The sequence below is a fragment of the Streptomyces sp. NPDC005774 genome (genome assembly GCF_042871645.1).
GTDB classification, from domain to species: domain Bacteria; phylum Actinomycetota; class Actinomycetes; order Streptomycetales; family Streptomycetaceae; genus Streptomyces; species Streptomyces pratens.
Map to the genome: position 1 here is coordinate 199,297 of NZ_JBIAIV010000003.1, position 24,533 is coordinate 223,829.

Here is a 24,533-nt window from a genome sequence, read left to right on the forward strand (position 1 = left end):
TGTCCGCGCCCGTTCAGCCGGACCGGGAACCGGATCCGGCGTCGGAGACGGGACCGGCACCGACTCCGGCTCCGGTCCCGGAGCCCGCACCGGCCCCCGCGTCGCCCTTGCGGGCCAGGACGCTCGGCCACCACGCCCGCGGACCGATGTCGATCACCAGCGCGGGCACCAGGAGCGAGCGGACCACAAGGGTGTCGAGCAGGACGCCGAAGGCCACGATGAACGCGATCTGGACCAGGAAGGCCAGGGGAATCACCATCAGGGCCGCGAACGTCGCCGCGAGGACGACACCCGCCGAGGTGATGACCCCGCCGGTCGTGGTGAGCCCGCGCAGCACGCCCTGCCGGCTGCCGTGCGTGAGCGCCTCCTCCCGGACCCGGGACATCAGGAAGATGTTGTAGTCGACGCCCAGCGCCACCAGGAACACGAACCCGTACAGCGGTACCGAGGCGTCCGTGCCCGAGAACCCGAGGAGATGCTCGAAGACGAGTGCCGAGACCCCGAGCGTCGCCAGGAAGTTGAGTCCCACGGTCGCCACCAGCAGCACCGGTACGAGCAGCGAGCGCAGCAGCAGGACGAGGATCAGCAGAATGATGGCGAGCACGATCGGCACGATCACCGTACGGTCCCGGGCGGCGGTCTCCTGGGTGTCGTACTGCTGTGCCGTGTAGCCGCCGACCAGCGCGTCGGCCCCCGAGACCGCGTGCACGTTCTCGCGGAGCCGTTCGACGGTCTCCTTGGCGGCGTCGCTGTCGGCCCCGGCCTCGAGGGTGGCGGAGATCTGGACGCGGCCGTCGGCGACGAGCGGCTCGCCCCCGGGGCGCCCCGAGGCGGAGATCGTGGCGGCCGACGCCACGCCCTCGGTCTTCTCGGCCGCGGCCGTCACCTGAGCGGCACGGTCGGCGTCGGCGACGATGACGGCGGGATTGCCGGAGCCGCCGGGAAAGTGCTTGCCGAGCGTCTCCTGGGCGGAGACCGAGGAGGCCTCGCCGACGAAGATCTCGTCGAGCGGGACGCCCTTCGAGGAGAGGGCCGGGGAGAAGGCCGCGAAGACGGCGAGCACCAACGCGGTCACCACCCACGTCGCACGCGGCCGCCGGTCCACGGTCGCGGCGACCCGCTGCCACACACCGGGCTTCTCCACGGAGCCGTCCACGGAGCCGTCCACGGAGGGCGCGCTGTCGGCCTCCTTCGGCCGGGAGGGCCAGAAGGCACTGCGCCCCAGCAGGGCCAGCACGGCCGGCAGGAAGGTGAGCGTGGAGAGCACGGAGCACATGATGCCGATGGCGCCGACCGGCCCGAGAGCGCGGTTGTTGGTGAGGTCACTGGCGAGCAGGGCCAGCAGGCCGAGCGCCACGGTCGCGGCGCTGGCCGTGATCGCCCCGAACGAGCGGCGCACCGCGGCCGCCGCGGCCGCGACCCGGTCCCCGCGCGCGGCGAGTTCCTCGCGGAAGCGCGCGGTCAGCAGCAGCGCGTAGTCCGTGGCGGCGCCGATCACGAGGATGGAGAGAATGCCCTGTACCTGGCCGTCCACCCGGACGACGTCCCGGTCGGCCAGCGCGTACACGACCGCGCACGCGAGGGCGAGGGCGAAGACGGACCCGAGGATGATCAGGAACGGCAGCAGGACGCTCCGGTAGACCAGCAGAAGGATCACCAGCACCGCGGCGAGCGCCACGCCCAGCAGCAGTCCGTCGATCCCGGCGAACGCGTCCGACAGATCGGCCTGGCTCGCCGCCGGCCCCGCGATCTGCGCCGTGGTCCCCGGCACGCTGTTCGCCGCCTCCCGGATCTCGTCCAGGACCTTGGACAGGTCGTCCTCGAGGTCGGGCTTCAGCGGGACGACGGACTGCATGGCCTGCTTGTCGTCGGAGACGAGGGCGGGCGACGGAGCCCCGACGAACCCGGGCCGCCCGGCGAGCTTGCCGACCGCCCGGGTGGCCGCCTCCTGCTGCGCCTCGGTGACCGTGCCGTCCCCGCCCTTGTCGACCGTCCACACCACGATGGCGGGGACCGTCCGCGACGCCCCGGCCTGCTCGAACGACTCACCCGCTTCGAGCACCTTGGTCGACTCGGCGCTCTGCGGCAGGAACGCGGCCTGGTCGTTGGTGGAGACCTCGCCCAGCTTGCCCGCGTAGGGGCCGAGCATGCCGCCCACACCCAGCCAGACGATCAGCAGGACGAGCGGCACGAGCCACCGGCCCCAGCGTGGTGTGGTTCTCATCGAATCCCCAAGCAGCATCGGAACGGAACAGAACGGAACAGAACGGGAAAGTAAACCTCAACCATCAAGTATCTCAATGGTTGAATGAATATATACTGACCGCATGTCCGGCACCGAAACCCCCTCCTCGTCCTTTCCGGGAGACGACCCCACCGGGATGCAGGCGTTCGCGGTGCTGCTGCGCCGGATGAACACCGAGTTCAACCGCATCGCCCACGAGTTCGCCCAGGAACAGGGCCTCCACCTCACCGATGTCCAGGCACTGGTCGCGATCCTGGACGCCGACCCGTCCGAAGGCCCCATGACTCCCGGTCGACTGCGCGACCGGCTCGACCTCACCTCGGGCGCGGTGACGGCGTGCATCGACCGCCTCGAAAAAGCGGGCCACCTCCGCCGCGTACGCGCCCTGGGTGACCGCCGTGTGGTCCATCTGCACTACGAGGAGGCGGCCAGAGTCGTCGCCGGAGACTTCTTCCGCCCCTTGGCCCGGAGCACCGAAACCGCCCGCTCCCGCTTCACCCGCGAGGAACTGACGACAGTGACCCGCTTCCTCGCCGAACTGAACCGGGAACTCGTCCACCTCGGCCGTCACACCTCCTGACGGGACGGCACACGGTCGCCGGGCATCGTCGTGGCGGCCGGGAGCTACCATGGCCGCGCGCCGTCCGTCCCGGTGTCCGTCCCTGTGGACTCGAACGCGGGCGGAGGAAAGGGTGCGCGGCGTACGCCGTACCCGTCCCCATGGGGGAGGACGGCCCGGCTCCGGGCCTTGCCCGCACGAGAGGGAATGGTGGAGACGAGCACGCAGGCCGACGCCCCCGCACGGCAGCGCACCCCCTTGAGCAGGGAACGGATTCTGGGCACCGCCGTCGCCCTCGCCGACGAGGGCGGGGTCGACGCGCTCAGCATGCGCAGGATCGCGCAGGCGCTCGGGGTCGTGCCCATGGCGCTGTACAAGCACGTGGCCAACAAGAACGAGCTGCTGGACGGCATGATCGACGTCCTCGTCGGTGAGATCGACCCGCCGGCCGGTCACGCCGACTGGAAGACCGCCGTCCGCCACCGGGTACTGTCGGCCCGCCGCATGCTGCTGCGCCACCCGTGGGCGCCCGCGGTCATCGAGTCACGGACGAAGGCGCGGGCCACCCCGACCCCGGCGGTGATGGAGTACCTGGACTCGATGATCGGGATCTTCCGGACCGGTGGCTTCTCGATCGACCTGGTCCATCACACGATGCACGTCATGGGCAGCCGCCTGCTGGGCTTCTCCCAGGAGCTGTTCGAGGGCACCCCCGGCCGCGAGCCGGATCCGGACGCGATGCCGCCCGAGGACATGGCCGCCCGCTACCCCCACATCACGGCACTGGCCAGGGCGGTCGCCCACGACCAGGAGTCCGTCGTCGGCGCCGGCTGCGACGACCAGTTCGAGTTCGAGTTCGCTCTGGACCTGACGCTGGACGGTCTCGAGCGGCTCCGGCTCCGGGACGCTTCCTGACCCATCGCCGAAGGGCCCTGCGGCACCTGCCGGCGGGGTCAGTCCGTCCGTCCGTGTCGACGGCCGCCCGCGCGACGCGCTTCGCCGCAGGTCTCCCCTTCCTCCTTGACGGGTGTACGGCGTACACCTATGGTGCGCCCAAGGTGTACGCCGTACACCTCTGATGTCATCCCTGGTGCCGTCGCTGATGCTCACCGCTGGTCGTCCGGCGTCGTACCCGACGAGGACGGTGAACCGTGATCGATCACCAGGTGATGGGGAGTGGGGGAGACCCGATGCGAGCGATCGTTCAGGAGCGGTTCGGCCCGCCGGACATCCTGCGACTGGCGGAGACCGACCGGCCCGAGATCGGGACCGGTCAGGTGCTGGTGCGCGTGCGCGCGGCCGCGCTCAACCCCTACGACTGGCACATGCTGCGCGGCGACCCGTACGTGGCACGGCTGTTGGGAGGTGTGGGACTGACCCGCCCGAAGTCCCGGATCGCCGGGATCGACGCGGCCGGACAGGTGGAGGCGGTCGGCGCAGGCGTGCGCGGGCTCCGCCCCGGCGACGAGGTGCTGGGCTTCTGCGCGGGCTCCTTCGCCGAGTACGCGCGCACCACGGCGGACCTGCTGGTGCCCAAGCCGGCGAGCCTGACCTTCGAGCAGGCCGCGGCCGTGCCCATGGGCGCGGTGACCGCCCTGCGCGGCATCCGGACCGTGGGCCGGGCGCAGGCGGGGCAGCGGGTACTGGTCAACGGGGCCGCCGGCGGCGTGGGCACGTTCGCCGTGCAGATCGCCGCGGCTCTGGGTGCGGAGGTCACCGGGGTGTGCGGCACCCGCAACGTCGAGCTGGTGCGCTCACTGGGTGCCGCACACGTCGTCGACCACACCCGCGAGGACTTCACCGACGGCCGCGCACGCTACGACGTGATCCTGGACAACGTGGGCAACCGCCCACTGAGCCGCCTGCGCCGAACGCTCACCCCGACGGGGACCCTGGTGGCCAACGGGGGAGGATCACCCGGCCGCGTGTTCGGAGCCGTCGGCTTCCTGCTGCAGGTGAGCACGGTCGACGCGTTCGTCCGGCAGCGGCTGCGTCCGATCCTCCCGGCGGCTCCGGCCGGGCCGACCCAGGAGGACCTGCTCGCCGTCACCGCGCTCATCGAGGCCGGCACGCTCACCCCGGTGGTCGACCGGAGCTACCCCCTGGCCGACGCGGCCGAGGGGGTGCGCCATGTGGAGCGGGGCCACGCCCGCGGCAAAGCCGTGGTCACCGTGGCCTGAGCGTGTTCGCCCGCCCCGCGCCGACCGCCGGGCCGCGTGCGCGCGCCGCCGGTTCCCCGGGAGGCGACGTCCTGGAATCAGGAGGAGACGACACCCTGCCGCGACGGCTCCATGGCGCCGTCGCCCCGCTCGGCGAGTCCGGCGTGCCGGAGAAGCAGACGGGCCAGGGCACGCGCCTCGTCGGCGGTGAGCGCCGCCCATGTCCCCGGCTCGCCCCCCTGGTACTGACCGACGTCCAGGGTGACCCTGCTGATAGGACGGTCCGCGGGTGCGAGCCGCAGACACCGCACCGCGATCCTGCGCCCGCACGCCGTCACGAACGAGGGGTTCTCGGTCGCGGTGGGCAGGTCACTCCCTGTCGTCGTCATCCGTCTCGCACTCCTTCGCGCCGGCCGGCCCGGTAACTCCGGCTGGTGTCCTGTCCGCTGTGCCCAATGAGTGTGTCCTGTCCGTGATATCCGGCCGGACATCATGGTCAGCGCGGCGCGGAGCCGAAATGTTCCCCGCCGGCGTGCTCCCCGCCGGACCGTGCGCTGTGGAAGGCGCGGCGGTAGGTGTCCGGAGGGACCCCGACGGTGCGGTTGAAGTGCCGGCGCAGCGTCGTCGCGGTGCCCACGCTGTCGTCAGTGGTCTCCAGCAACTCCTGGGCCCGCCGGACCCGCTGGGCCAGCAGCCACTGCAGCGCGGTGGCCGGGTCACTCGGTGTGGTCGTCATGGTGTCCTCCGGGGTCTCTCGTGCCGGACGCCGTCGTACGACGTCCTGTGACGGTCACCGGAACAGACCCGCGACCCGGCCGGAACTCATCGAACGAGGTGGGGTACTCGAACAAGGTGGGTGATGCCTCGCATGGGAAAACCGGTGAACCGTCGAACAGGTGAACCGTTGAACTGTCGAATAGGTGACCAGGCTATGACGACGAAAACCACGGGGAAGGCCGGCAAAAAGACGACCGGCGCGACGGACGAAGCAGTGGCGCGCGCACTGCTCGACCGACAGCGGCGGACCTATGCGGCGCAGGCGGGCATCCGACTGCGCAACACCCCCGCGCCGCTGTACCAGACGCTCGTGCTCGCGGTGCTCCTCAGCGCTCCCATCAGGTCCGACACCGCTGTGGCAGCGGCCAGGGCGCTGTTCGACGCCGGAATGCGCACCCCGCGGGCGATGGCGGACGCGTCCTGGCAGCAGCGCGTCGACGCACTCGGCGAGGGCGGCTATCGGCGTTACGACGAGCGGACCTCCACGATGCTGGGCAAGGGAGCCGAACTGCTGTGGGAGCGCTACGGCGGCGATCTGCGCCGACTGCGTGAGGAACCCGACCCGAAGAAGGCCCTGTTGGACATACCCGGGATCGGGCCCACCGGGGCCGACATCTTCCTGCGTGATGTGCAGGGCGTGTGGCCGGAGTACGCGCCGTACATCGACCGCAAAGCCCTGGACGGCGCCCGACGGCTCGGGCTGCCGACCTCACCCGACAGGCTGAGCAGTCTCGTCCCCGCCCGCGAGATGCCGCGGCTGGCGGACGGCCTGGTCCACGCGGCCCTCGACAAGCCGCTGGCGGACGAGGTGCTCACCGCCGCCGGGGCGGCCTGACAGACCTCTCCGCAGGGCACAGGGCACAGGGTGCGGCGTCCGGAGCGGCTCAGGCGCCCGGACCCGCCTGTCCACGTTCCTCGTCGGCGCCTTCTACGGTGCTGCGCATCGTCTTCGGGCGTCCGTCGTCTCCGACGTCCCCATGGTCACCCTCGTCGCCGTCATGGTCATAGCCATGGTGTCGGTGGCCACCTTCGACCGGCACTCCATCCGGCCCGAGCCCCTCAAGCGCATGCCGCTGGGCGAGACCGTCGTCATGGCGAGCACCGTGATCGTCGTGGTCGCCACCCACACATGTTCAGCGACGTGATCATTCCGGCCGTCCGGCACCACCCGGCACGGCAACCGGGCGACACATCACCACGGGGCGAACGTTGCCCGATGCGGCACTGGTCAGCACCGGTGACTCCCAGTCAACTTCGTCGGGTCGGCGGCCGATCGGTGCGCACGGGTGGCGGCGACGCCGAAGATTCCCGTCAACCCATTACCAAGCGTTTAGTGAGCAGATACCTTTCTCCTTGCCGGTGGCAGGGGACAGAGCGATCCAGCCATCCCTGCCTGCCTGCCCGGAGTACCGCTGCACGTCGTTCGGCCTGTTTTCGGTTTTTACGCCCCTCTCTCATGGACCGCCGAAAGGAAGCGCTTTGAACGCTCGGAACCGCCGCACCACGGTAGTCGCCGTATCCGTCGCAGGGCTCATAACGCCGCTGCTGCTGATCGGTTCGGGCACCGCCTCCGCCCACAGCGACCCTGCCAAGGAGGCTGCCAAGCTCGCGAAGAAGCTCGTCAAGAAGAGCGACGCCAAGGATGCCTACGAGCATCTGAAGCAGTTCCAGCGGATAGCCGACAAGAACGGGAACACCCGGGTGGCCGGGTCGGAGGGGCACCGGAAGTCGGCCGAGTACGTCGAAGGCCTGCTGCGGAAGGCCGGGTACTCGGTGACCCGGAACGCGTTCGACTTCCCGTTCACCGAGACGCTGGCGCAGAGCCTGCGGGTGGTGTCGCCGCAGCAGCAGGACGTCCCGGTGACCGCCATGACGTACTCCGCCAACAGTCCGGTCGGCGGCATCACCGCCCCGGTCGCGGTGGTGCCGGTCGACGACACCACCGGCTGCGAGCCGGGGGACTACGCCTCCGAGACCTTCACCGGCAAGATCGCGCTGATCAAACGCGGCGGCTGCACCTTCGCGGAGAAGCAGGAGACCGCCGCCGGTGCGGGCGCGGTCGGCGCGATCATCTACAACAACACCGAGGGCGCGCTCAGCGGCACCCTGGGAGACCCGTCCGTCGCCAAGATCCCGACAGGCGGCGTCACGCAGGCGGACGGCGAGGCGCTCGCGGCCAAGGCCGCCGCCGGCGCAGTGACCGTCAACCTGGAGGTCCGCACCTTCTCGGAGACCCGGCGCACCTACAACGTGATCGCCGAGACCAAGGGCGGCGCAGCCGACAACGTGGTGATGTTCGGCGCCCACCTGGACTCGGTGGCGGACGGCCCGGGCATCAACGACAACGGCTCCGGCTCCGCCGGCATCCTCGAGGTGGCCCTGAACCTCGCCCACGAGAAGACCAAGAACAAGGTGCGCTTCGCCTGGTGGTCGGCTGAGGAGTTCGGCCTGCTGGGCTCGGAGGCGTACGTCAACAGCCTCTCGGCGGCGGACCTCGCGAAGGTCAAGCTGTACCTGAACTTCGACATGATCGCCTCGCCGAACTACGCCCAGTTCGTCTACGACGGCGACGACTCCGACCAGGTCGGTGCCGGCCCCGGCCCGGAGGGCTCGGCGCAGCTGGAGCGGCAGATCACCGACTACCTGGACAGCCGGCGCACCCCGCACGAGGGCACCGACTTCACCGGCCGGTCGGACTACGGGCCGTTCATCGAGGTGGGCATCCCCTCGGGCGGCACCTTCACCGGCGCCGAGGGCGTCAAGACGGCCGAGCAGAAAAAGGTGTACGGCGGCAAGGCCGGTGTCGCGTACGACGCCTGCTACCACGCCGCCTGCGACAACCTGAAGAACATCAACATGAAGGCGTTCGACGTCAACATCGACGTCATTGCCAACGCGGCGGGCCAGTACGCCTGGGACACCGGTCTTCTGAGCAAGCCGGTGGCGCCGCGGAACACCAAGGGTTCGGCGGGCAGTGGCGGCGGCCTGCACGAGGGCCACGACCACGAGGTCACCGAGTAACTCCCGGCACACACAGGGGGAGGGCCGGACCGTCCGGCCCTCCCCTTCGTTGCGGCGGTGGGAGGCGCACCCGCCGCCGCAGGGCCTTCGCGCCATGAACGCTGCAGCCGGGGACGGGCCGGCATGTCCCAGTGTCTCCGGGAGCGTCCAGCAGTTGCGGGTGTCCAGGTCCAGGTCCAGGTCCAGGCCCAGGTCCATGGCCATGGCCTCGGCCAACTCCCGTGCCCACAGCCGGGACTCCCGTCGGGGGAAACAGCCGGCCACCGCGGCCGCCACCGCCCCGAGGCACTCGCGCCACCGCGCCACGCCGCACCGGCTACCGTGACCTCCACGGCCACCACGTCCTGATCCGTCTTCACAAACGGTCATCGTCGCGGTGGCCGTTTCCGCGCCCGGAGCCACCTTCGCACCCAGTCAACCAGCACGAACGGGCAGGCGAGCAGGAACTGCAGCTGCCGTGACAGCCGATGAAGGGGTGCGAGGATCAGCCGACGCAGCCCTTTCCAACTGTGCTGGCTGGGTGTGGGTGTGTGTACGGGGGCGTTCACCTGCGTTCATGGGCGGCTCGCCACCGGATGGGGACCGGCTTCCGGTCTCGGCCGAACGACGGTGAGCCAGGCTGAATGAGACGGAAAGTGAGACGGGCGCGGCGGTCGTTGTCAGTACAGCCTCGTACTGGGCCGTACTCGGCTGTTTGGCCGACGAAGCGAGATGCCGTGCCGGGCGTCGCGAGCGTCGAAGACCTTCGACCTGTGACCATGGAGCGTTCATCAAAAGTGATCGACGAGGAGCTCCAGACCACGGGGGCCGATGTGTCGCCGCGTGGGGTGCTCGTGGAAACGTGCTGGAGGTGATGTGGTGGACTGGTTGACCTCGCTGCCGGCGGTGGTGCTGGTTGTGGGCGGGCTCTTACTTGCCTTACTGGTCGCGGCCGTGGCGCGGATCGGCGTCCGGATGCTCGTACCGGTCGAGGAACGGGACCGGGTGCCGCAGATCGCCACGCCCCTGATGCCGACACTCGGCGCTGCCTTCGCGATCTTTGCGGCACTCTCACTGGCCAGCGAGGCCGGCTACCTGCGCGCAGCCGAGGGGCTGGTGAGCGACGAGGCGGCCGCGGCCTCCCGCCTGGCATGGGCGGCGACAAGTCCGCGAGTCCAGTCGGAGCCGGTCCATGCGGCGCTGCTGGACTACTTGCAGACCACGCGTGCCAAGGAATGGAAGAGTCCAGCAGCGGCGTCCGGTGACGACCCGGCCACCGCTCGCGCGATCGCACGGCTGGAGCGGAGCGTGCGCACCGAGGCAGCCCGGCCCGAGGTGGGAAGCACGACAGGCACGGAGCTGGTGGTTTCCCTGGACGGTGTCACCGATAGTCGTCGCGCCCGCATCGCGGCCGCCTCGCGCGACGTTCCCACGCTCTACGTCGTCACGCTTCTGGTCAGCGGACTGGCCTTGATCGTGAACTCCGGCGCACTGGTCTTCCGCAGCAGCCTGCGAACGTCACTGCTCGTCGTGGGTGTGGCGAGTGTGGTCGGGCTGAGCCTGGCGTTGCTCTTCGCACTCAGCGCGCCCTGGAGCGGACCGTTGATCGTCAGTGGGCATCCACTCGATGCCGTCATCGGGGACCTGAAGTCCGGCTTCTTCGAAGGCGGGCCGTAGGCGGCGGGCGCGATATCGAGCCGCGTCCGCCCGCACATACGCGAAGACCCCGTCCTCAGCGAAAGCGCTGATGGCGGGGTCTTTGGGCACCTCATGCAAGGTGCCCCCGGCAGGATTCGAACCTGCGCACACGGCTCCGGGGTCTTGCCGCCGCCTGCGCCCCTGCTGCAGGAGTCAGGACTATGTGGGGAGTGAGCCGTCCATGTGGGACGAATGGAACTCCCGGTATCCGCGACGGTTGTGCAGCGATGGGAGCCCAGCGGCCACACTCATGTACCAGACGGCCTCCACCATGAGGCTGGCGGCTTCGTGCCACTGCTCGTCTCCGCTGAACCTGACGGCAGATGCGGTGGCCATCGCGCGCGGCATGACGAGCGGCCATGGCAAGGCGTGTCCCGGGACCGGTAAGGGGGACGGTGGTCTCGTAGGTGAAGGGAGCGCGGCCACGGGTGCGAATCACGTCGGAGCACCGCAGCGGGTCTGCGCTGAGAACGCCGAGCGTGGCGCGTGCGAGGGGCCCGGCCGGCATGGACATTTTCAGCCTTGGACAGGGCAATGAACGCGGCGTGATACACCTCCGCCTTCGTGTCGAATGAGTGCGTCTCGAACCCTGCACGGTGCAACGCGGCCTCGGCTGCATCCCCGCACAGGGACTGTAAAATGTTCGGCTCTGTCCCACACGCGGTGGTGACAGAGCGTCATCGCTGATGTGCCTGGTCCGAGCTCCGAGGAGAGCAGTGGCAGACGCGCCGTCGAGCGGGACGGGCACGGTGTCCACGGTCGCGTCACCCGTGCTGGTCTGGGAGTGTTACTGCCGGCCACGGCAGCCACTTGCCGTTACCACCGCATGTGAGACAGAGCCGTTCGTTTGACAGACCCTGACCTGGGAATGCTGGTGGCGGCAAGGGAAATGAACCCAAGTCCCAAGATCCCCGACAGAGTCGCTCATTGAAGGGGCGCGAGAGGTGGGATTGCGAACTGATGTGGGTGAGCACGGGTCGGAGCTGGGCGAGTGACCTCCGCGAGCCCGACATCGTGGTCAGGGACATCGCGGAGGCCATCGACGCTCTACGGGAACAGGCGGCTTAAGGCTTCGACGTCACCGTCGTCGAGAGGGCGGGCACCGTGCACGGTGGCGGCTACCCCATCGACATCCGCGGCACCGCCTGGAAGTGGTGCGGCGTATGAACGTCCTGCCCCAACTGCAGAAGGCCCACGTCGACACCCACCGCATCACCTGACGCGGGTGTCTCGAGCAGTGCCCGGCATGACAAGCTGTGCTTTCCACTGCCCGGCCTCAGGAGGTCACCATGGCTGCAGAGTCTCCATCGCCCGAAGGTACGGAGCCGGTCGACGGCGAGAGCCCTGCCCTTACGCCCGACGACGACGGCCAGCACGACTTGAAGCGCAAGTTTCGGGAGGCCCTGGCGCGCAAGCGTGGTCTGCAGGCGGACGCCGCCGACCTCGCTGCGAACACCGGCAAGTCGAAGGTCCACGGCGCGCGCGGCCCGGCCGCGAGCCAGCGGTCGTTCCGCCGAAAGAGCGGCGGCTGAGTCCAAACAGCCTCCAGACGGGACTCGGCAGGCTCAGGCGATGACTGGGAGGGGAGGGGCCGAGCTCCGCGGGGCTTCGATGCCGGCATGCACTACTGCCTACACACTGCTCCAGCCGAACGTCGCCAACCGCGTCCGCATCGTCTTCCCCGTCCTGGGCAGCCCGGCCGGCCTCCCTGCCGCAGCGACCGTGTTTGCCATGCTCCTGCAGACAGTCGCCTGCGGCGACAAGTTCGCCCTCACCGACCAGCTTCAGGGCTGGTTTGAGGAACTTCGCCGGCGCTGACGGCGTCCGTCGTGGGCGTGGACGTGCTGCGGGTCCCGGGCGAGTGCACGCCTCAGTGGTCCGTCAGCCCGCCATCCCGCAGTCAAAACAGCCGCAAGACCCGCGACCCACCACCCTCAGGGATAAAAGCGAAGCTTAGTGGTCGGCTCCGGAAATCCTTCGGGGGTTGACATCGGGGCGCGATTCCACATCAGTCCGTTGTGTCTGGGGTGGCGAAGTGGGGCTGTCAGGCACAGTCGAAGGTGTCCGCGTGGAGGCGGTCGGTGGGCCCAGCCGGGTTCCGGGGCTTTGATCACGTCGGGGAGGCGGAATATCGGCGGCACTGGCCTTGTTGCTCGCCATCGTTGATCAACAAGGAGGCCCCATGTCTGTGATCCTTCGGCCCCGCACGCTACGTTCCGGCGACCTCGTGGTCGTTACCGCGCCCTCGGGCCAGCTTGAGCCGGGTGAGGAACCACTGCTCGCCCGCGGTGTGGCGATATTGGAGCGGATGGGTTTCCGCGTGCGAGTCAGCCCAATGGTCGACCCAGCGCAGAATCGCTGGTGGGCGTCGGGCACTCCGGCGGAGCAGGCCGCCGAGCTCAATGGTCTACTCCGTGACCCGGAGGTGCGGGCCATCGTCGCGCATACCGGTGGACAGGCGACCATCGGCTATCTCGATTTGATCGATCTGGACGCGATCCGGGCCGACCCGAAGCCGATCCTCGGCTATAGCGACATCTCGGTGCTGCACATGGCGTTGTACGCCAAGACCGGCCTCGTCGGCTTCCACGCCGACATCGTCACCCACGGTTTCGGCAGCGATTGGTACACGTTGGGCGACGAGGCCCGTCGGTCCGAACTCGTCGACCTCTACGCCCGTGTGCTCACCAAGGCCGAGGCGCCGGGCGCGCTGCCGGCAAGGGAGGCTTGGGAAACCTGGCGGCCGGGCCGCGCGCAGGGACCACTGGTCGGCGGCTTGCTGAACCGCCTGGTCCAGCTGCAGGCGACACCGTTCGCTCTGCCCGCCGAACGGTTCGACGGCGCCGTCTTGTTCTGGGAAGAGCTACAGCGGCCGGTCACGCGGATCTGGAACGACCTGCATGTCTTGCGGCTGTCCGGGGTGCTGGACCGGATCGCGGGCATGGTGGTCGGCATCCCGAGAGAGGTCACGCCCTACGAGGGCGGCGGAGACCAGGTGGGTCTGCGCGACGTTGTGCTCGACGTTCTGGCGCAGCGTGACATCCCCGTCCTCGCCCAGGTCGACTTCGGCCACACCTCGCCGAACCTGCCGCTGCCTCTCGGCGTCCGCGCAGACGTGGACGCGGACAACCAAACGCTGTCCCTGCTCGAGTCGGCGGTCGCGGAAAGCTGAGTTCTGTTGGCTGTTGGCGCAGGCCCGGAGAGCCGCGACCCGTCGTCTTCCGCTTCTCCCGATCGGCCCGTCTGACATGCCCGTTGCATCGGCCTGCCCGATCGTCCTGACCGTTGCCGAGCGCGAGCGATTGAAGAAGTTGGCCTATGGCCACAAGACCGAACACCGGCTGCGGTGCCGTGCGCAGATCGTCCTGCACGCGGCACGGGGACGCTCCAACGCGCGCATCGCCCACGAGACCGGCCTGCACCTGGACACGGTTCGTGCCTGGCGCGGCCGGTTCGCCCACGGCGGCCTGTCGGCCCTGGCCGACCGTAAACGCTCAGGACGCCCGGCTCGCTTCACCCCCGTGCAGATCGCCGAGACCAAGGCGCTGGCCTGCCAGTTACCCGCCGAGACCGGTGTGCCGCTGTCGCGCTGGTCCTGCCCGGAACTGGCCGCCGAGCTGACCGCGCGCGGGATCACCGACACCGTCTCCGCGTCCACGGTCCGCCGCTGGCTGCGCGAGGACGTGCTCAAGCCCTGGCAGTACCGGTCCTGGATCTTCATCCGTGACCCGGACTTCCGCGCGAAGGCCCGGCGTGTCCTTGACCTGTACGCCCGTACGTTCGAGGGTGTCCCGCTCGGGCCGAACGAGTACGTCATCTCCAGCGACGAGAAGACCTCCGTCCAAGCCCGCTGCCGCTGCCATCCGACGCTGGCCCCGGGGCAGGCCCGGGCGATGCGGGTCAACCACGAGTACGGCCGCGGCGGTGCGCTGGCCTACCTGGCTGCCTACGACGTCCACCGCGCGAAGGTCTTCGGCCGCTGCGAGCCGAAAACCGGAGTCGTGCCCTTCATGACCCTGGTCACCCAGGTCATGGCCCAGGAGCCCTACGCGAGCGCCAGACGTGTCTTCTGGATCGTCGACAACGGCTCCTCCCACCGGGGGAAGAAGGCCATCGACCGTCTCACCACGGCCTTTCCGAACGCAGTCATGGTCCACACCCCCGTACACGCCTCCTGGACTAACCAGATAGAGATCTTCTTCTCCATCGTCCAGAGAAAGGTCGTCCAACCCAACGACTTCACGGACCTGTCCCAGGTCCGGAACCGTCTTCGCGCCTTCGAAGACCGCTACAACGCCACGGCACAGCCGTTCCAGTGGAAGTTCACCACCACCGACCTGGACGATCTGCTGGCCCGACTCGACCGGCACGCACCCGCCGACCGGCCAGAAGAATCCTCTGTTGCCCTGGCCGCCTGATCAACCCCCGAAGGATTTCCGGAGCCGACCACTTAGTCGGGCCTGCTGTCTATCGGACTGTGCAGAAGCGCCAGAGCCGGGCGGCATCCGCCTGCACAAACGCGAAGACCCCGGCCTCAGCGTTTCCGCTGGTGACGGGGTCTTTGGGCGCCTCATGCAAGGTGCCCCCGGCAGGATTCGAACCTGCGCACACGGCTCCGGAGGCCAGGGGAGTGCGAAGGGCTCCGGGTGCGCTGACCTGCGGGGGAGCGGGAGATAAGCGCCGCCCCGCTCAAGATCATTACGTCCCTATTACGCGGGCGCCCTGTCCGGGGGTGCGGCTGCGCCGTATCGTCGGAGGCATGATCTCGGGCAGTAGCGGGGGACCGGTCGGCGGCGGTATGGAGTTCACGGCGGAGGGCGTGGCAGTCGTCCTGCGCGAGGCGTGCGAGGCGGCCGGACTAGACGCGACCGGGGCGGAGTTGCTGCGACTGGGCTCCAACGCGGTCTACCGACTGGCCTCCTTACCGATCATCGTCCGTATCGCCCGTGATCCCGCCGTCCTGCCGGAGATGGAACGGGCCGTGGCCGTGGCGCGCTGGTTGGAAACGGTCGACTTCCCCGCCACCCGGGTACCGGCCGATATGGCTCAGCCCATCGTCGTCCGCGGCCTGGTCGTCACTTTCTGGGAGAGCGTCCAGGAGCGCGAGGAGTACGCGACGGTCGGCGAGCTGGCGGGCCTGCTCCGCCGACTGCACTGGTTGGAGGAACCCGAGTCGCTGGGCCTGCCGTACTTCGACCCTATGGCCAAGTTGTCCGCCTCGCTGGACGGCCTGGATGCCGTCTCCGAAGGAGACCGCTCCTTCCTGGAGGAGCGGACGGCGAGGCTCGGCAAGGAGTACGACCGGCTGGACTTCGTGCTCCCCTACGGGATGATCCACGGGGATGCCAGCATCGGGAACATCCTTCGTCACCGGGACGGTCACGCCGTCCTCATCGACCTGGACGGATTCGCCCTCGCTCCACGCGAGTGGGACCTGATCCAGACCCCGCTCTTCTACGACCGGTACGGCTGGCACACGGTGGCGGAGTACACCGACTTCGTGCACCGGTACGGCTTCGACCTCATGAACTGGCCCGGCTACGAGACCTTGGCCGACCTCCGGGAACTGATGATGGTGGCGTGGCTCGGTCACCAGGTCGGCGTGAGTGAGCGCTCTGCGGCCGAGTTTGCTCGACGGGTCCGCTCTCTGCGGACGGGAGAGGGACGTAAGGAGTGGGGCCCTTTCTGAGGAGCGGCTGTCACTCCCGGCGTGATCGGTAGCTCTGGTGCGGCGCGGCCCTATCACCCCGCAGCAGTCCATAACCTGTTCTCTCCGGCCTGCTCTGCAAGGTCACGGGCTGCGCTGCTCTGGCCGGAGGCGTTCAGGTTCCGGCGGAACTCGGCAAGGTAGCTGACGCATCGCGCCGACTTGAGCTGTTCCCCGAGATCCAGCGCATCGAGTGCCACCCGGCACGCCTCCTCGACGTCCCCGGCCCGCAGATGGGCATCCGCCAGGACCATGGTCGCGAAGAAGTCGCTCCGTACGTGGCTGCCGCTCATGGCGTTCTCTGCGTGGACGACGGCTCGGCGGGCGCTGTTGACGTCCCGGAAGCAGTGGGCGGCCTCAGCGGCAAGCTCGGCATCGTCGAAGTAGCTGATCCACTCCGGCTCGTCCTCGTTGTTCCGGCTTTCGAGAGCCTTGGTCGCCGCGCTCAGGGCGGCCTCGCAGGCGGCGACGTCACCGGTACGCGCGAGTGCGCGGGCTTCCATCGCGTGGAACTGCGCACGCAACGTCGGCGTGGCTACCGGAGAGATCCCCATGAGAGCGGCACGGGCGAGGGTGGCGGCCTGGGTATACCGCCCCAGGAACGTCGCCTGATGGCTCATCGCGGAGAGGATGCTTCCCGCGAGCCGGCGGTCGTTGGCGTCCTGGGCGAGCCGGAGGGCCTGGAGGAAATACCGCTGGGCGAGTCCGTGGTGACAGGCGTCGTAGGACATCCACCCGGCAAGGAGGGTCGCCTCCGCCACGGTGGAGAACAGGGCCTTGCCCACTTGCTCGGTGTATCGGCCCCGTAGGAGTGGGGCCACGTCGTTGCTGAGGTACTGGATCACCGCATGACGCGCGTGGTCTCCGCCGAACTGGTCGTCGAGCTGGGCGAACATGTCCGCGGTGGTCTTTATGGCTGCCACGTCGCCGAGACTGACCCGGGTGCCTTCGGTCCGCTGCCGGGGTACGCCGGGCTCGGGCGCGACCAGCCACCGCAGGGATGCCTCATTCCACGCCGGCTCGGACGGCTCCGCCGTGAGCAACGGGTCGTACTGGTTGAGGTCGGCACGCCACAGTTGGCGCACCGTCTGGATGGCGTCGTCCGGGCTGGCGGGATACGCGGCATCAAGTAGGGCGCTGTCCTGGGGCTGGCCGTGGCTCAAGCCGAGTTCGACGGCACTGGCGGCGAACGCGTCGCACAGCAACGGGCCGTAGAAGTCGTCCGGGGCGCTGTGGCCGTTCTCCCAACTCGCGATACGCCGCTTCACACTGGCGTCCGACGGGAGTTGGTGGCCACGCTGGGCAGCGGCCTGACGTAACTCCCTGACCAACCGCGGCTGACTCCAGCCCCGGCCCGTGCGAGCTTCACGTAAGCGGACACTGGTCGGCTTCAAGGCGGCCTTCACTCCTCGCGTGATGCCGGTGTGACGACTCGGGATTCCGTCACTGACTGTACGTGCTGGCCATCGCTTCGTGCAGGCAGTAACCAGGGATCCTCTGCGAGGAACGGGGAGGACAGGGGGTGACGCGTCATGCCCATCCGCGTCATCCCCCGTCACCTCTCGTCATCTGCCCAGGTCAAGGGCTGGCCCACGAATCTGGACGCACAGCGGCACCAGGGCCGCACCGTAGTCCTACTGAGGGTGAGACAACGTGCAGAGGATGACCAGGCGGGGCATCGAGTGGCTGTCTGCGGCGGCGGACGATCCGGCGGCGTGCCGAGAAATGTGGGCGGACGACCCGCGAACGCCCTGCCTGCTGGCAACCGGCCGCTTCTTCGACGTGGTGAGCGTGGAACAGCGCCTCGGGCTGGAGATGTTCGACCGGCTCATGCGCAGCGGCTTGCCGTTCGGGCCCTCGGTCATCGACCGCAAGGCACAGCGCGTCGGCTTCTTCCTCGGCTCGAAGAGCCACGAGTCCTTCACGCACTACCTCGCACGAGAGACCTCCTCCCCGCCGGCCTACCGGTACCTCGGCCAGGGGTGCGCCGTCGTCGTGCCCGGCCCGATCCCGTTGTCCGGCGACCGCTACCAGTGGCTCCGCGCACCGATGCGCCGACCGGAAGCCAACCCGTTGCGACCGGTCGCCATGGCGACTGCGCTGGTGGCTTCCGCAGAACTCCTCGCCAGGCTTGACCGTTTCGACGAGCAGTACCCGACTCCGTACGCGGCAGTCGCTGCGCTCCCCGAGGAGCCGACCACCGATGCAGGGTGAGCCGACCAGCGGGCACGACGCTGCCACCTGGTCGCCCCTCGACAGCGACGGATGGTACGCGGCCCGCAACGCGACCACCGCACTACGGGACGCCCTCGTCCGCGCGGGCCTGGAGAAGGACTTCCCCTACCTGCGGGCGGACCTGAACGCCTTCGGACACGGCCTCGTCGAGCTGGGCCGGGTATCCCCCGGCACGGCCGAACGCCTCGCAGAACTCCTGCGCCTGGCGCTCGCAAGCGGCTTCCGCGTGGACCGTGAGGACCCTGGGCACACGCCGACTGCCACCAACGAACACGAGGAAAGGAATTGACGTCATGACCGACCGGCGAGGAGTGGTGGCCCGGCGCGCGGAAGATCTCTCACCCGGCGTGTCGTATGTCCGCGGCTGGAACCGTGCCCGGCGAAGCGCCGGCACTCTGGCCGATCAGCTGGTGCTGCTCGGGTTAGACACCGACTTCCCCGGTCTGGTCGCCGACGTGAACGTCTTCGGTGACGGCCTGGTGCAACTCGGTACAGTTCGCCCTGAGGCAGCGGAAATGTTGGCAAAGCTGATCATGGTAGGACTGGAAGCTGAGCGATGCGGCACGGCGGCCGAAGCATCTATGACCACCCGGCGGGAAGCACCTGCGGCCTGAGCTGCACCTCGGACGCCTGGTGGGCGCGATTCGAACGCAGGCCCGCGATCAGAAGATCTGGCCCCTTGCGGCATTGTGCCCTGGCACTGCCGCAAGGGGCTCGTCGCTGTCCTTGCGCCTCTCGATGCGTCCCTCGGCCTGCCGCTCGGCCGGGACCGGCGCCCCAGCGCCGCAGCCCGGACGAACGGCAGGCCGCAGGTATGCGTGACCACCGCATTAGGAGTTCGATCTGCGGCCAGTAAGCCCGGGGCACCCCCAGGACGGGACGACCACGAGTGGCCGCCCCGGAGTACACACGTATGTCGTCGTTGATGTCAGCCGGGGATGTCAACCACGTCGGCTAAGCGCGTCCGCGAGGGACCAGGCTTGGCCTAGTGTGATACCGAGGGCGAGCGGAATGTGGCGGGGGCTGTGGGTCGACGAACACACCGCGATCGGGCTGTCCGTCGTCACGGCCCAGCGAGGCTCGCTATCAGGCTCCTGCTCGCCGACCAGGAGGGCAGCCAACTCGTCGACAACGTGGACAAGTCCACGGTAGAGCGGAACTGCCCGGAATCGTCAGCGGGTCCGGTCTGTCGTGTCCTAGAGTGCGAGCGCGTCCGAGACCAGGAAGCGGGAGCTGGAAGCCGAGAGACGTACGAACGTTGAGATCGTCAAGGTGCCGATCTTTCAGAAGCGTGGGGGAAGAGTTGATGGACGAGGACAAGAAGAAGGACGCCGAGCTACCACCCTTGCTCTCACGGTTCGTGGATGCGGCGGTGTGGGCCAGGACAAACAGTGATCTTGTCTGGGACAGGCAAGCAGATGGAAGGTTCCGCGCTGGACTTGTCCTCAAGTTCTCCGCTTCCCAGTCGGTCATGCTGAAGGTCGAGAAGAATCCTGGCAGCCGTCTCGACTGGCAGTTCGGTCCCGCCAAGCCCCTCCCCAAGCTGCGCAGGAAGCCTCTACGCTGATACGTGAACCCACGCCCTCTTCGTCCCGAAGTAACTTGGGTAGGCGTCTGACTCAGGTCGGTGTGCCTCTCACCTGATCCGATGGTCCGCAGGTGTCCGCGCTTGTCCGCCGCCGTCCGTCGGCGTTGTCACGCAGTTAGACAGTCTTCCGGCAGGCGTGAGGTGAGCTTCAGTCGCCCGCGAACCACAGGTAACTGCCTCGAGTAGCTGCGCACTCACTCAGCATCCTTGCGAGGTCGTCCAATGCGGCGAGCTGACGCTCGTCACCGCATCGTTGCTTCAGATCGCGAATCTCGCGGACGGCGGCTGCGGCCTCCTGCTCGTTCATCAACGTATCCCCGTACAGATCGACGGCAGTGAGCCTCCCGGGTACTCCGAGGAACTGAAGCGAGCCGAGGGCGTCGGCCAGAGCGTCGCCATGCCCGTAGGAGCTCTGCAGGAGTGTCGCGCGCCAGTTCTTGCGTGCCGGCCGTGATGAGTGCAGCTCCAGATCAATCCCCATGCCTCATGATGCACACGCTGTGCCGTTGGACAGCCGCTCGTGACCTGCGCGGTCACACGTGGGCAAGGTTCTTCTCTCACAGGTGTCTTCTTGCCCTGGGTCTTGTCGGGGATCTTGGCGACCTGCGTCTTCCCTGCTCAGAGACGGTGGGCCCGTGCGCTTGGTGGTCGTCATTGGCCACTGCCGAGCGGCCTCGGACGGCCCAGAGACGGCCCAGCTTCGGCGCGCTCGGCTGACGGTCGGCACTTCGATATGACCCGTCCGCACCCTCAGTCGACGACAGTCAGCCACGACGGCGGGTGCGCCGACCGACCACGCACGCGTATGTCTCGCTGCACCCCCACCGGCCTGCACCGCGCTGGCGCTGCCGTCGACCACAGCAAGCCAGGATGGCCAGCCCTTGACGACGCTTCCTGAGCCCTCAGCTTGGGAAGCTGCGATCAATCGCGGCCGGTTTGGGCACTGACCTGGGCGAACGGCTGTTATGCAGCCTCGTCGGGCCCGGTTGCTTTCACCGTGGTTCCCCGCTGTTCCCCGCTCGATCTGGTGCGGTTGTGGTGCGGCAGTCGGGGCAACTCTGCGCTCCAGGGTGCTGCAGCCCTATGAGCGCAGCGTATGACGGTCGTACGGTCGCCTAGGGTCGCGCCAGGTCATGGGGCAGGTCGCAGACGTCGTCGCGAAGGTGCAATCTGCGGAGGTCCTGGACCAGGCCGATGGGGAAGGGATGGAGTACCCACTTTGCGCGATAGCCGGCTTCACCGTGCTCCGAAAGCACGTTCTGGGCGGCGTCCAGGACGGCGTGGGAGAACACGCGACGCGGATACGCTGATTCCCAGATCACCGTGCCGTCGGAGTCTGGTAGGTCGGGGCTCACCGCGACATCAGGGAACTTGTAGATGGTCACGCCGATGGCTTCCTCGGCTTGGCGGAGAACCCAGCGGAACTCCTGCGGCTCGGCGTCGAAGAAGAACCGGGATGAACGTCCCTGCCCGTACAACCCGCTTGTCGCTGCCACGAGATCGGCCAACGCGTCGGTGCAGTAACTGACCGTCAGTGATACATGGTTGGAGTCATCGGCCAGGTAACACCTCGCCCAACCATGCCCCACAAGGTCCCACTGCAACTGGAAGGCGCCCATCTGCGCCTGATCTACCGGCACAAGCCCAGGCTATCGGCAGCGACGGCCTCTGTTCTTGGGAAGCTTGGGTTGTCCGTGAGTGGTTGCTGAGCCGACCTGTGATGGAGCGGCCCTGGGGCTTGACTGGCTGGCGCCCTGGTCCCCGCCATTCCCCCATGGTTCCCTGCACGGTCTGGCACGAGCTCTTCGTCCGCTTCCAGCAGTACGGGGCGGTGCCTGGTCGGTACCATGCGCGGGCTGGGCAGTGTCCACGCGATGGGAGAGGGGCAATGAGGATCAAGGACCCGGAGTACCCGGCAGCGGTCGAAGCGGCTGTGGAGATCCTGCGGAAGCGGGCCCGGCAGGGACAGACCATCACGTACGGGGAGCTGAGCGCCGAGTTGGCGGCACAGGGCTTCGACTCCGTCCCGCCTCACCGCGGAGTCATGACCTACCTGCTCAAGGATGTCTGCCTCCACCGCAACGAGGACGGACGAGCACCGATGCTCTCGGCGATCGTGGTGAACAAGGCCAGCCGGGAGCCGTCCGACCAGTTCTCCGGCCTTGCCCGAAGCCTGCCCTTCTCCCGGCCGGCCACCTGGAGCTGGCGGGACGAGCAGCAGCAGGTATTCGCTCAGCACCGCGCGGAATGACGTCGGGCCTTGACACCCGCTTTAGGAGAGAGGCTGGGTGATTTCCCTCCTGAGCTGCGACTTCACCGGGCCAGGAAGCGGGCGGGTACTCGCTCATGAAGCACCGGTGTTGACCGTGGCTGACCCCTGCATCTGGCACGGTTGTGGCACGCGACCTCTTCGCGACGAGATGCACCACTGAGCGGCTGCGATGGTCCGTGGAAACTTGCCGTGAGTGCTGCGTCAAGAGCTCAGGTGCTGGGCTGTCCTTCTGACGCGGTGGTGTTCACCGATGCAGGGCCTGCTTGGGACCGTTCCAGGCGCCGCTGACGGGCACGGGCCACGCGAGCCGGGGACTGAAACAGGTCGTTCAGCACCTCATCCATGAGTGTCAAGATTTCTTCGGCCGCCTCGTGATCAACGGGGGTGAGATCGCCATGGGCTACCTCATTGCCGCCGAAGCGCACCTCGTGTGCTGCTTCCTTGATGTGCCCGCGTAGCAGCCCTAGTTGGTGGAGCTCGTCGATCTTCGCGATCAGGCTCCCTCTGATGACACCCTTTTCCTTCGCGGACGCCTCGACCACTGCACGGGCAAGTGCCACGGCAGCTCGGTCAGCCTTGATGCTGAGACAGTCGTGCGCTTCAACCGCGAGCGACTCGATTGCTGCGGGGACATCTGGGAACGTCCTGTTGGACTTCGCCGGGGGAAGCCATCGTGGCTGCTGGGCCTGAGGATGGTCCCAGAGATCAGAAGATGCGTCGTCCCAATCATTCGTAGGCTTGAAGTCGGTCCACCCGTAGGCGAGGACCAGCCGGTGGCAGTTGGCACATCGATAGGCTTCGAATCCCATGTTGAGACGGCTGTCCTGATCGGGGACCACTTCGGCACCGCCGACCGGTCTCATGTGAGCCAGCCGTCCGCACCATCCGCATGTCGTGCTTGCCATAGTCGGAGACTAGTGCGCAACGCCCCCCCTGGGCATGACGTTTGTGACCGTTGTGCTCGCGGACCAGAGCAAGCCGCAGGGCAGGCCCGTGCCGACAGCTTTGAGCCCTCAGCTTGGGAAGCTGCGATCATTCGTGGCCGGTTCGAGCGCTGGCCTGGGCGAACGCTCGACAAGGGGCTCGGCCTGGCACCGCTGCTTTCACCGTGGTTCCCCGCTCGATCTGGTGCGTTTGTGGTGCGCCAGCTCCGCGCGGCTTCCCACCACGCTGGGCTGCTGGCTCAGTCCGTGCCGGAGAAGATGGCCGACACCGGCAAGTAGCAGTGGCCGGTCTGGCTGGCGTGCTGCCGCTTCCGGGCGATCAGGTCGTCCAAGCGGATGCGCTGCTCCAGTACCGCCATGAAGTCGCTGCCGTCCATCGTGATGAAGGGTGTGCTGTAGCTGTAGACGGCCAGGGCATCGGAGGTGAAGCCACTCATACTGATGTACAGGCCCAGCGTGTTCTTGCCCTTGCGCTCGATGTTGTTCTTGAAGATGTCCAGCATGGAGCGGCCGATGGGTTCCTTCCACCACTTGGCTTCAAGGACGTAGTGGTCGGTGGCGTAGGTGAAGGCCCCGTCGATTTGCTCATGGTCAAGGCTGTAGGACGCCCGGGGCTCAAGGTCGTAGAGACCAAACAGCTTGTTGATGAAGCGCTCAAAGTCGGTACCACGTTTGTGCGGGTCGGCGGCAGCGTGCATCTCGAAGAAGCGCAGTTGCAGGGCCTCGTGATCGGCATTGAACAGCCGGGCTTGCTCAGCCTGCCTGGCGCTGTCTGCGATGGTGGCGGCGTGCTCCTCGTGCTCCTGGATGACTGACCGTTGGTGTTCAGTCCACTCGCGCAGATCGGCCACGGCCGCTTCAGCACGGGCCACCATCTCATCCCGATCTACCTGCTGCTCCAGGTTCGGGAACCGTTTCATCTCCGCGACGTCGAGCATGAGCTTGATGGTCAGATCGCGGTACCTGGCTTCATTGACCCGGAGGAGGTCGACGAGGTGGCCGGACGTCTCCCGCTTGGTAGTGCTGAAGTCGAGCCGCGCCAACAACTCGCTGTGTTCTTGCAGCATCCCCCGCAGGTACCGTTCAAAGGGCGGCTTGTTCCAGAAGATCACCGTTAGTGCGTCGGCCAGTGCTATGTAGGCACGCGGGTTGATCTTCTTGCTACCGGCGCTCTGCGGCATGCTCCCCCTCTTCCCCAGCCCAACCCAGGCATACAGCCATCTCAACACGGTAGCGCGGGAACAGCCGTTGAGCTGCACCACAGTGGAGGCAGCGCTGGGTGCGATAGCCGCCGCCGTCCGCCCTCGTTGGCGTCAGCGCTGGATGTCATCGGAACAGGCTGGGGACCG

Annotated in this window: 23 protein-coding genes and 3 pseudogenes; 18 read left to right on the forward strand and 8 right to left on the reverse strand. The window is 68.1% G+C overall.

Translation table 11 applies throughout. From position 1 onward, the window contains the following. Positions 1 to 13: 13 nt before the first annotated feature. Positions 14 to 2,224 carry an MMPL family transporter gene (locus ACFYQA_RS04855; protein ID WP_388911547.1) on the reverse strand — a complete coding sequence of 737 codons (2,211 nt, stop codon included), beginning with the start codon at positions 2,222 to 2,224 and terminating at the stop codon, positions 14 to 16. A gap of 103 nt (positions 2,225 to 2,327) precedes the next feature. Between ACFYQA_RS04855 and ACFYQA_RS04860 the strand changes: the two genes are divergently transcribed. The 3 genes from ACFYQA_RS04860 to ACFYQA_RS04870 all read left to right on the forward strand — a co-directional run bounded on the left by ACFYQA_RS04860 (position 2,328) and on the right by ACFYQA_RS04870 (position 4,984). Continuing rightward, positions 2,328 to 2,825, forward strand: a complete 498-nt coding sequence (locus tag ACFYQA_RS04860) for a MarR family winged helix-turn-helix transcriptional regulator (protein WP_388911550.1) — start codon at positions 2,328 to 2,330, stop codon at positions 2,823 to 2,825. A gap of 186 nt (positions 2,826 to 3,011) precedes the next feature. Next, a complete protein-coding gene (locus tag ACFYQA_RS04865; protein WP_388911553.1) occupies positions 3,012 to 3,719 on the forward strand; it encodes a TetR/AcrR family transcriptional regulator in 708 nt (235 codons plus the stop codon). A 275-nt stretch (positions 3,720 to 3,994) separates the two neighbouring features. Next, positions 3,995 to 4,984, forward strand: a complete 990-nt coding sequence (locus ACFYQA_RS04870; RefSeq protein ID WP_388911556.1) for an NAD(P)-dependent alcohol dehydrogenase — start codon at positions 3,995 to 3,997, stop codon at positions 4,982 to 4,984. Positions 4,985 to 5,061: 77 nt separating this feature from the next. On the opposite strand, the gene ACFYQA_RS04875 is transcribed toward ACFYQA_RS04870, so the two are convergent. Both ACFYQA_RS04875 and ACFYQA_RS04880 read right to left on the reverse strand, forming a co-directional pair. Beyond that, positions 5,062 to 5,352, reverse strand: coding sequence for a hypothetical protein (locus ACFYQA_RS04875; protein ID WP_388911559.1), 291 nt, complete (start codon positions 5,350 to 5,352; stop codon positions 5,062 to 5,064). Between the two features lie 107 nt (positions 5,353 to 5,459). Continuing rightward, positions 5,460 to 5,672: pseudogene (locus ACFYQA_RS04880) on the reverse strand (hypothetical protein); the annotation flags it as partial. A gap of 222 nt (positions 5,673 to 5,894) precedes the next feature. Between ACFYQA_RS04880 and ACFYQA_RS04885 the strand changes: the two are divergent. The 10 genes and pseudogenes from ACFYQA_RS04885 to ACFYQA_RS04930 all read left to right on the forward strand — a co-directional run bounded on the left by ACFYQA_RS04885 (position 5,895) and on the right by ACFYQA_RS04930 (position 16,127). Then, positions 5,895 to 6,575, forward strand: coding sequence for an endonuclease (locus ACFYQA_RS04885; protein ID WP_388911562.1), 681 nt, complete (start codon positions 5,895 to 5,897; stop codon positions 6,573 to 6,575). Between the two features lie 49 nt (positions 6,576 to 6,624). Further along, positions 6,625 to 6,867, forward strand: a pseudogene (locus ACFYQA_RS04890) (sodium-independent anion transporter); the annotation flags it as partial. A gap of 352 nt (positions 6,868 to 7,219) precedes the next feature. After that, positions 7,220 to 8,761, forward strand: coding sequence for a M28 family metallopeptidase (locus ACFYQA_RS04895; protein ID WP_388911565.1), 1,542 nt, complete (start codon positions 7,220 to 7,222; stop codon positions 8,759 to 8,761). A gap of 858 nt (positions 8,762 to 9,619) precedes the next feature. Further along, positions 9,620 to 10,417 (forward strand): hypothetical protein, encoded by a 798-nt coding sequence (locus tag ACFYQA_RS04900; RefSeq protein ID WP_388911568.1) that lies wholly within the window; start codon positions 9,620 to 9,622, stop codon positions 10,415 to 10,417. Positions 10,418 to 11,506: 1,089 nt separating this feature from the next. After that, positions 11,507 to 11,655: pseudogene (locus ACFYQA_RS04905) on the forward strand (FAD-dependent oxidoreductase); the annotation flags it as partial. 72 nt (positions 11,656 to 11,727) lie between these two features. Further along, entirely contained in the window at positions 11,728 to 11,970 is a 243-nt protein-coding gene (locus ACFYQA_RS04910) for a DUF5302 domain-containing protein (RefSeq protein WP_388911571.1), read from the forward strand. A gap of 79 nt (positions 11,971 to 12,049) precedes the next feature. Further along, on the forward strand, positions 12,050 to 12,256 hold the full coding sequence (locus ACFYQA_RS04915; protein WP_388911574.1) for a hypothetical protein: 207 nt from the start codon (positions 12,050 to 12,052) through the stop codon (positions 12,254 to 12,256). Positions 12,257 to 12,620: 364 nt separating this feature from the next. Further along, positions 12,621 to 13,610 carry a S66 peptidase family protein gene (locus ACFYQA_RS04920; RefSeq protein ID WP_355247585.1) on the forward strand — a complete coding sequence of 330 codons (990 nt, stop codon included), beginning with the start codon at positions 12,621 to 12,623 and terminating at the stop codon, positions 13,608 to 13,610. A gap of 76 nt (positions 13,611 to 13,686) precedes the next feature. Further along, positions 13,687 to 14,856: an IS630 family transposase gene (locus ACFYQA_RS04925; protein WP_388911577.1), complete on the forward strand. Its 1,170-nt coding sequence runs from the start codon at positions 13,687 to 13,689 to the stop codon at positions 14,854 to 14,856. A 341-nt stretch (positions 14,857 to 15,197) separates the two neighbouring features. After that, on the forward strand, positions 15,198 to 16,127 hold the full coding sequence (locus tag ACFYQA_RS04930; protein WP_388911580.1) for a phosphotransferase family protein: 930 nt from the start codon (positions 15,198 to 15,200) through the stop codon (positions 16,125 to 16,127). Positions 16,128 to 16,180: 53 nt separating this feature from the next. On the opposite strand, the gene ACFYQA_RS04935 is transcribed toward ACFYQA_RS04930, so the two are convergent. Beyond that, positions 16,181 to 17,413: a hypothetical protein gene (locus tag ACFYQA_RS04935; RefSeq protein WP_388911583.1), complete on the reverse strand. Its 1,233-nt coding sequence runs from the start codon at positions 17,411 to 17,413 to the stop codon at positions 16,181 to 16,183. Between the two features lie 385 nt (positions 17,414 to 17,798). Between ACFYQA_RS04935 and ACFYQA_RS04940 the strand changes: the two genes are divergently transcribed. The 4 genes from ACFYQA_RS04940 (at position 17,799) to ACFYQA_RS04955 (ending at position 19,947) form a co-directional block, all read left to right on the forward strand. After that, on the forward strand, positions 17,799 to 18,359 hold the full coding sequence (locus tag ACFYQA_RS04940; RefSeq protein WP_388911586.1) for a bifunctional DNA primase/polymerase: 561 nt from the start codon (positions 17,799 to 17,801) through the stop codon (positions 18,357 to 18,359). After that, positions 18,349 to 18,669, forward strand: a complete 321-nt coding sequence (locus tag ACFYQA_RS04945; RefSeq protein WP_388911589.1) for a hypothetical protein — start codon at positions 18,349 to 18,351, stop codon at positions 18,667 to 18,669. The genes ACFYQA_RS04940 and ACFYQA_RS04945 overlap by 11 nt, the downstream gene beginning before the upstream one ends. A gap of 4 nt (positions 18,670 to 18,673) precedes the next feature. Then, the gene (locus tag ACFYQA_RS04950; protein ID WP_388911592.1) at positions 18,674 to 18,994 is read left to right on the forward strand and encodes a hypothetical protein; all 321 of its coding nucleotides are present in this window, start codon (positions 18,674 to 18,676) and stop codon (positions 18,992 to 18,994) included. Positions 18,995 to 19,686: 692 nt separating this feature from the next. Further along, positions 19,687 to 19,947, forward strand: coding sequence for a hypothetical protein (locus ACFYQA_RS04955; protein WP_388911594.1), 261 nt, complete (start codon positions 19,687 to 19,689; stop codon positions 19,945 to 19,947). Positions 19,948 to 20,116: 169 nt separating this feature from the next. Here the strand turns inward: ACFYQA_RS04955 and ACFYQA_RS04960 are convergent, their stop codons facing one another. Further along, complete coding sequence (locus ACFYQA_RS04960; RefSeq protein WP_388911597.1) at positions 20,117 to 20,449, reverse strand: hypothetical protein; 333 nt, start codon at positions 20,447 to 20,449, stop codon at positions 20,117 to 20,119. Positions 20,450 to 21,083: 634 nt separating this feature from the next. After that, positions 21,084 to 21,608 (reverse strand): hypothetical protein, encoded by a 525-nt coding sequence (locus tag ACFYQA_RS04965; protein WP_388911600.1) that lies wholly within the window; start codon positions 21,606 to 21,608, stop codon positions 21,084 to 21,086. Between the two features lie 248 nt (positions 21,609 to 21,856). Between ACFYQA_RS04965 and ACFYQA_RS04970 the strand changes: the two genes are divergently transcribed. Next, positions 21,857 to 22,219, forward strand: a complete 363-nt coding sequence (locus ACFYQA_RS04970; protein ID WP_388911603.1) for a hypothetical protein — start codon at positions 21,857 to 21,859, stop codon at positions 22,217 to 22,219. Between the two features lie 230 nt (positions 22,220 to 22,449). On the opposite strand, the gene ACFYQA_RS04975 is transcribed toward ACFYQA_RS04970, so the two are convergent. Next, positions 22,450 to 23,145 carry a DUF4145 domain-containing protein gene (locus tag ACFYQA_RS04975; RefSeq protein WP_388911606.1) on the reverse strand — a complete coding sequence of 232 codons (696 nt, stop codon included), beginning with the start codon at positions 23,143 to 23,145 and terminating at the stop codon, positions 22,450 to 22,452. A gap of 278 nt (positions 23,146 to 23,423) precedes the next feature. Further along, the gene (locus ACFYQA_RS04980) at positions 23,424 to 24,365 is read right to left on the reverse strand and encodes a restriction endonuclease (RefSeq protein WP_388911609.1); all 942 of its coding nucleotides are present in this window, start codon (positions 24,363 to 24,365) and stop codon (positions 23,424 to 23,426) included. Between the last annotated feature and the right edge of the window lie 168 nt (positions 24,366 to 24,533).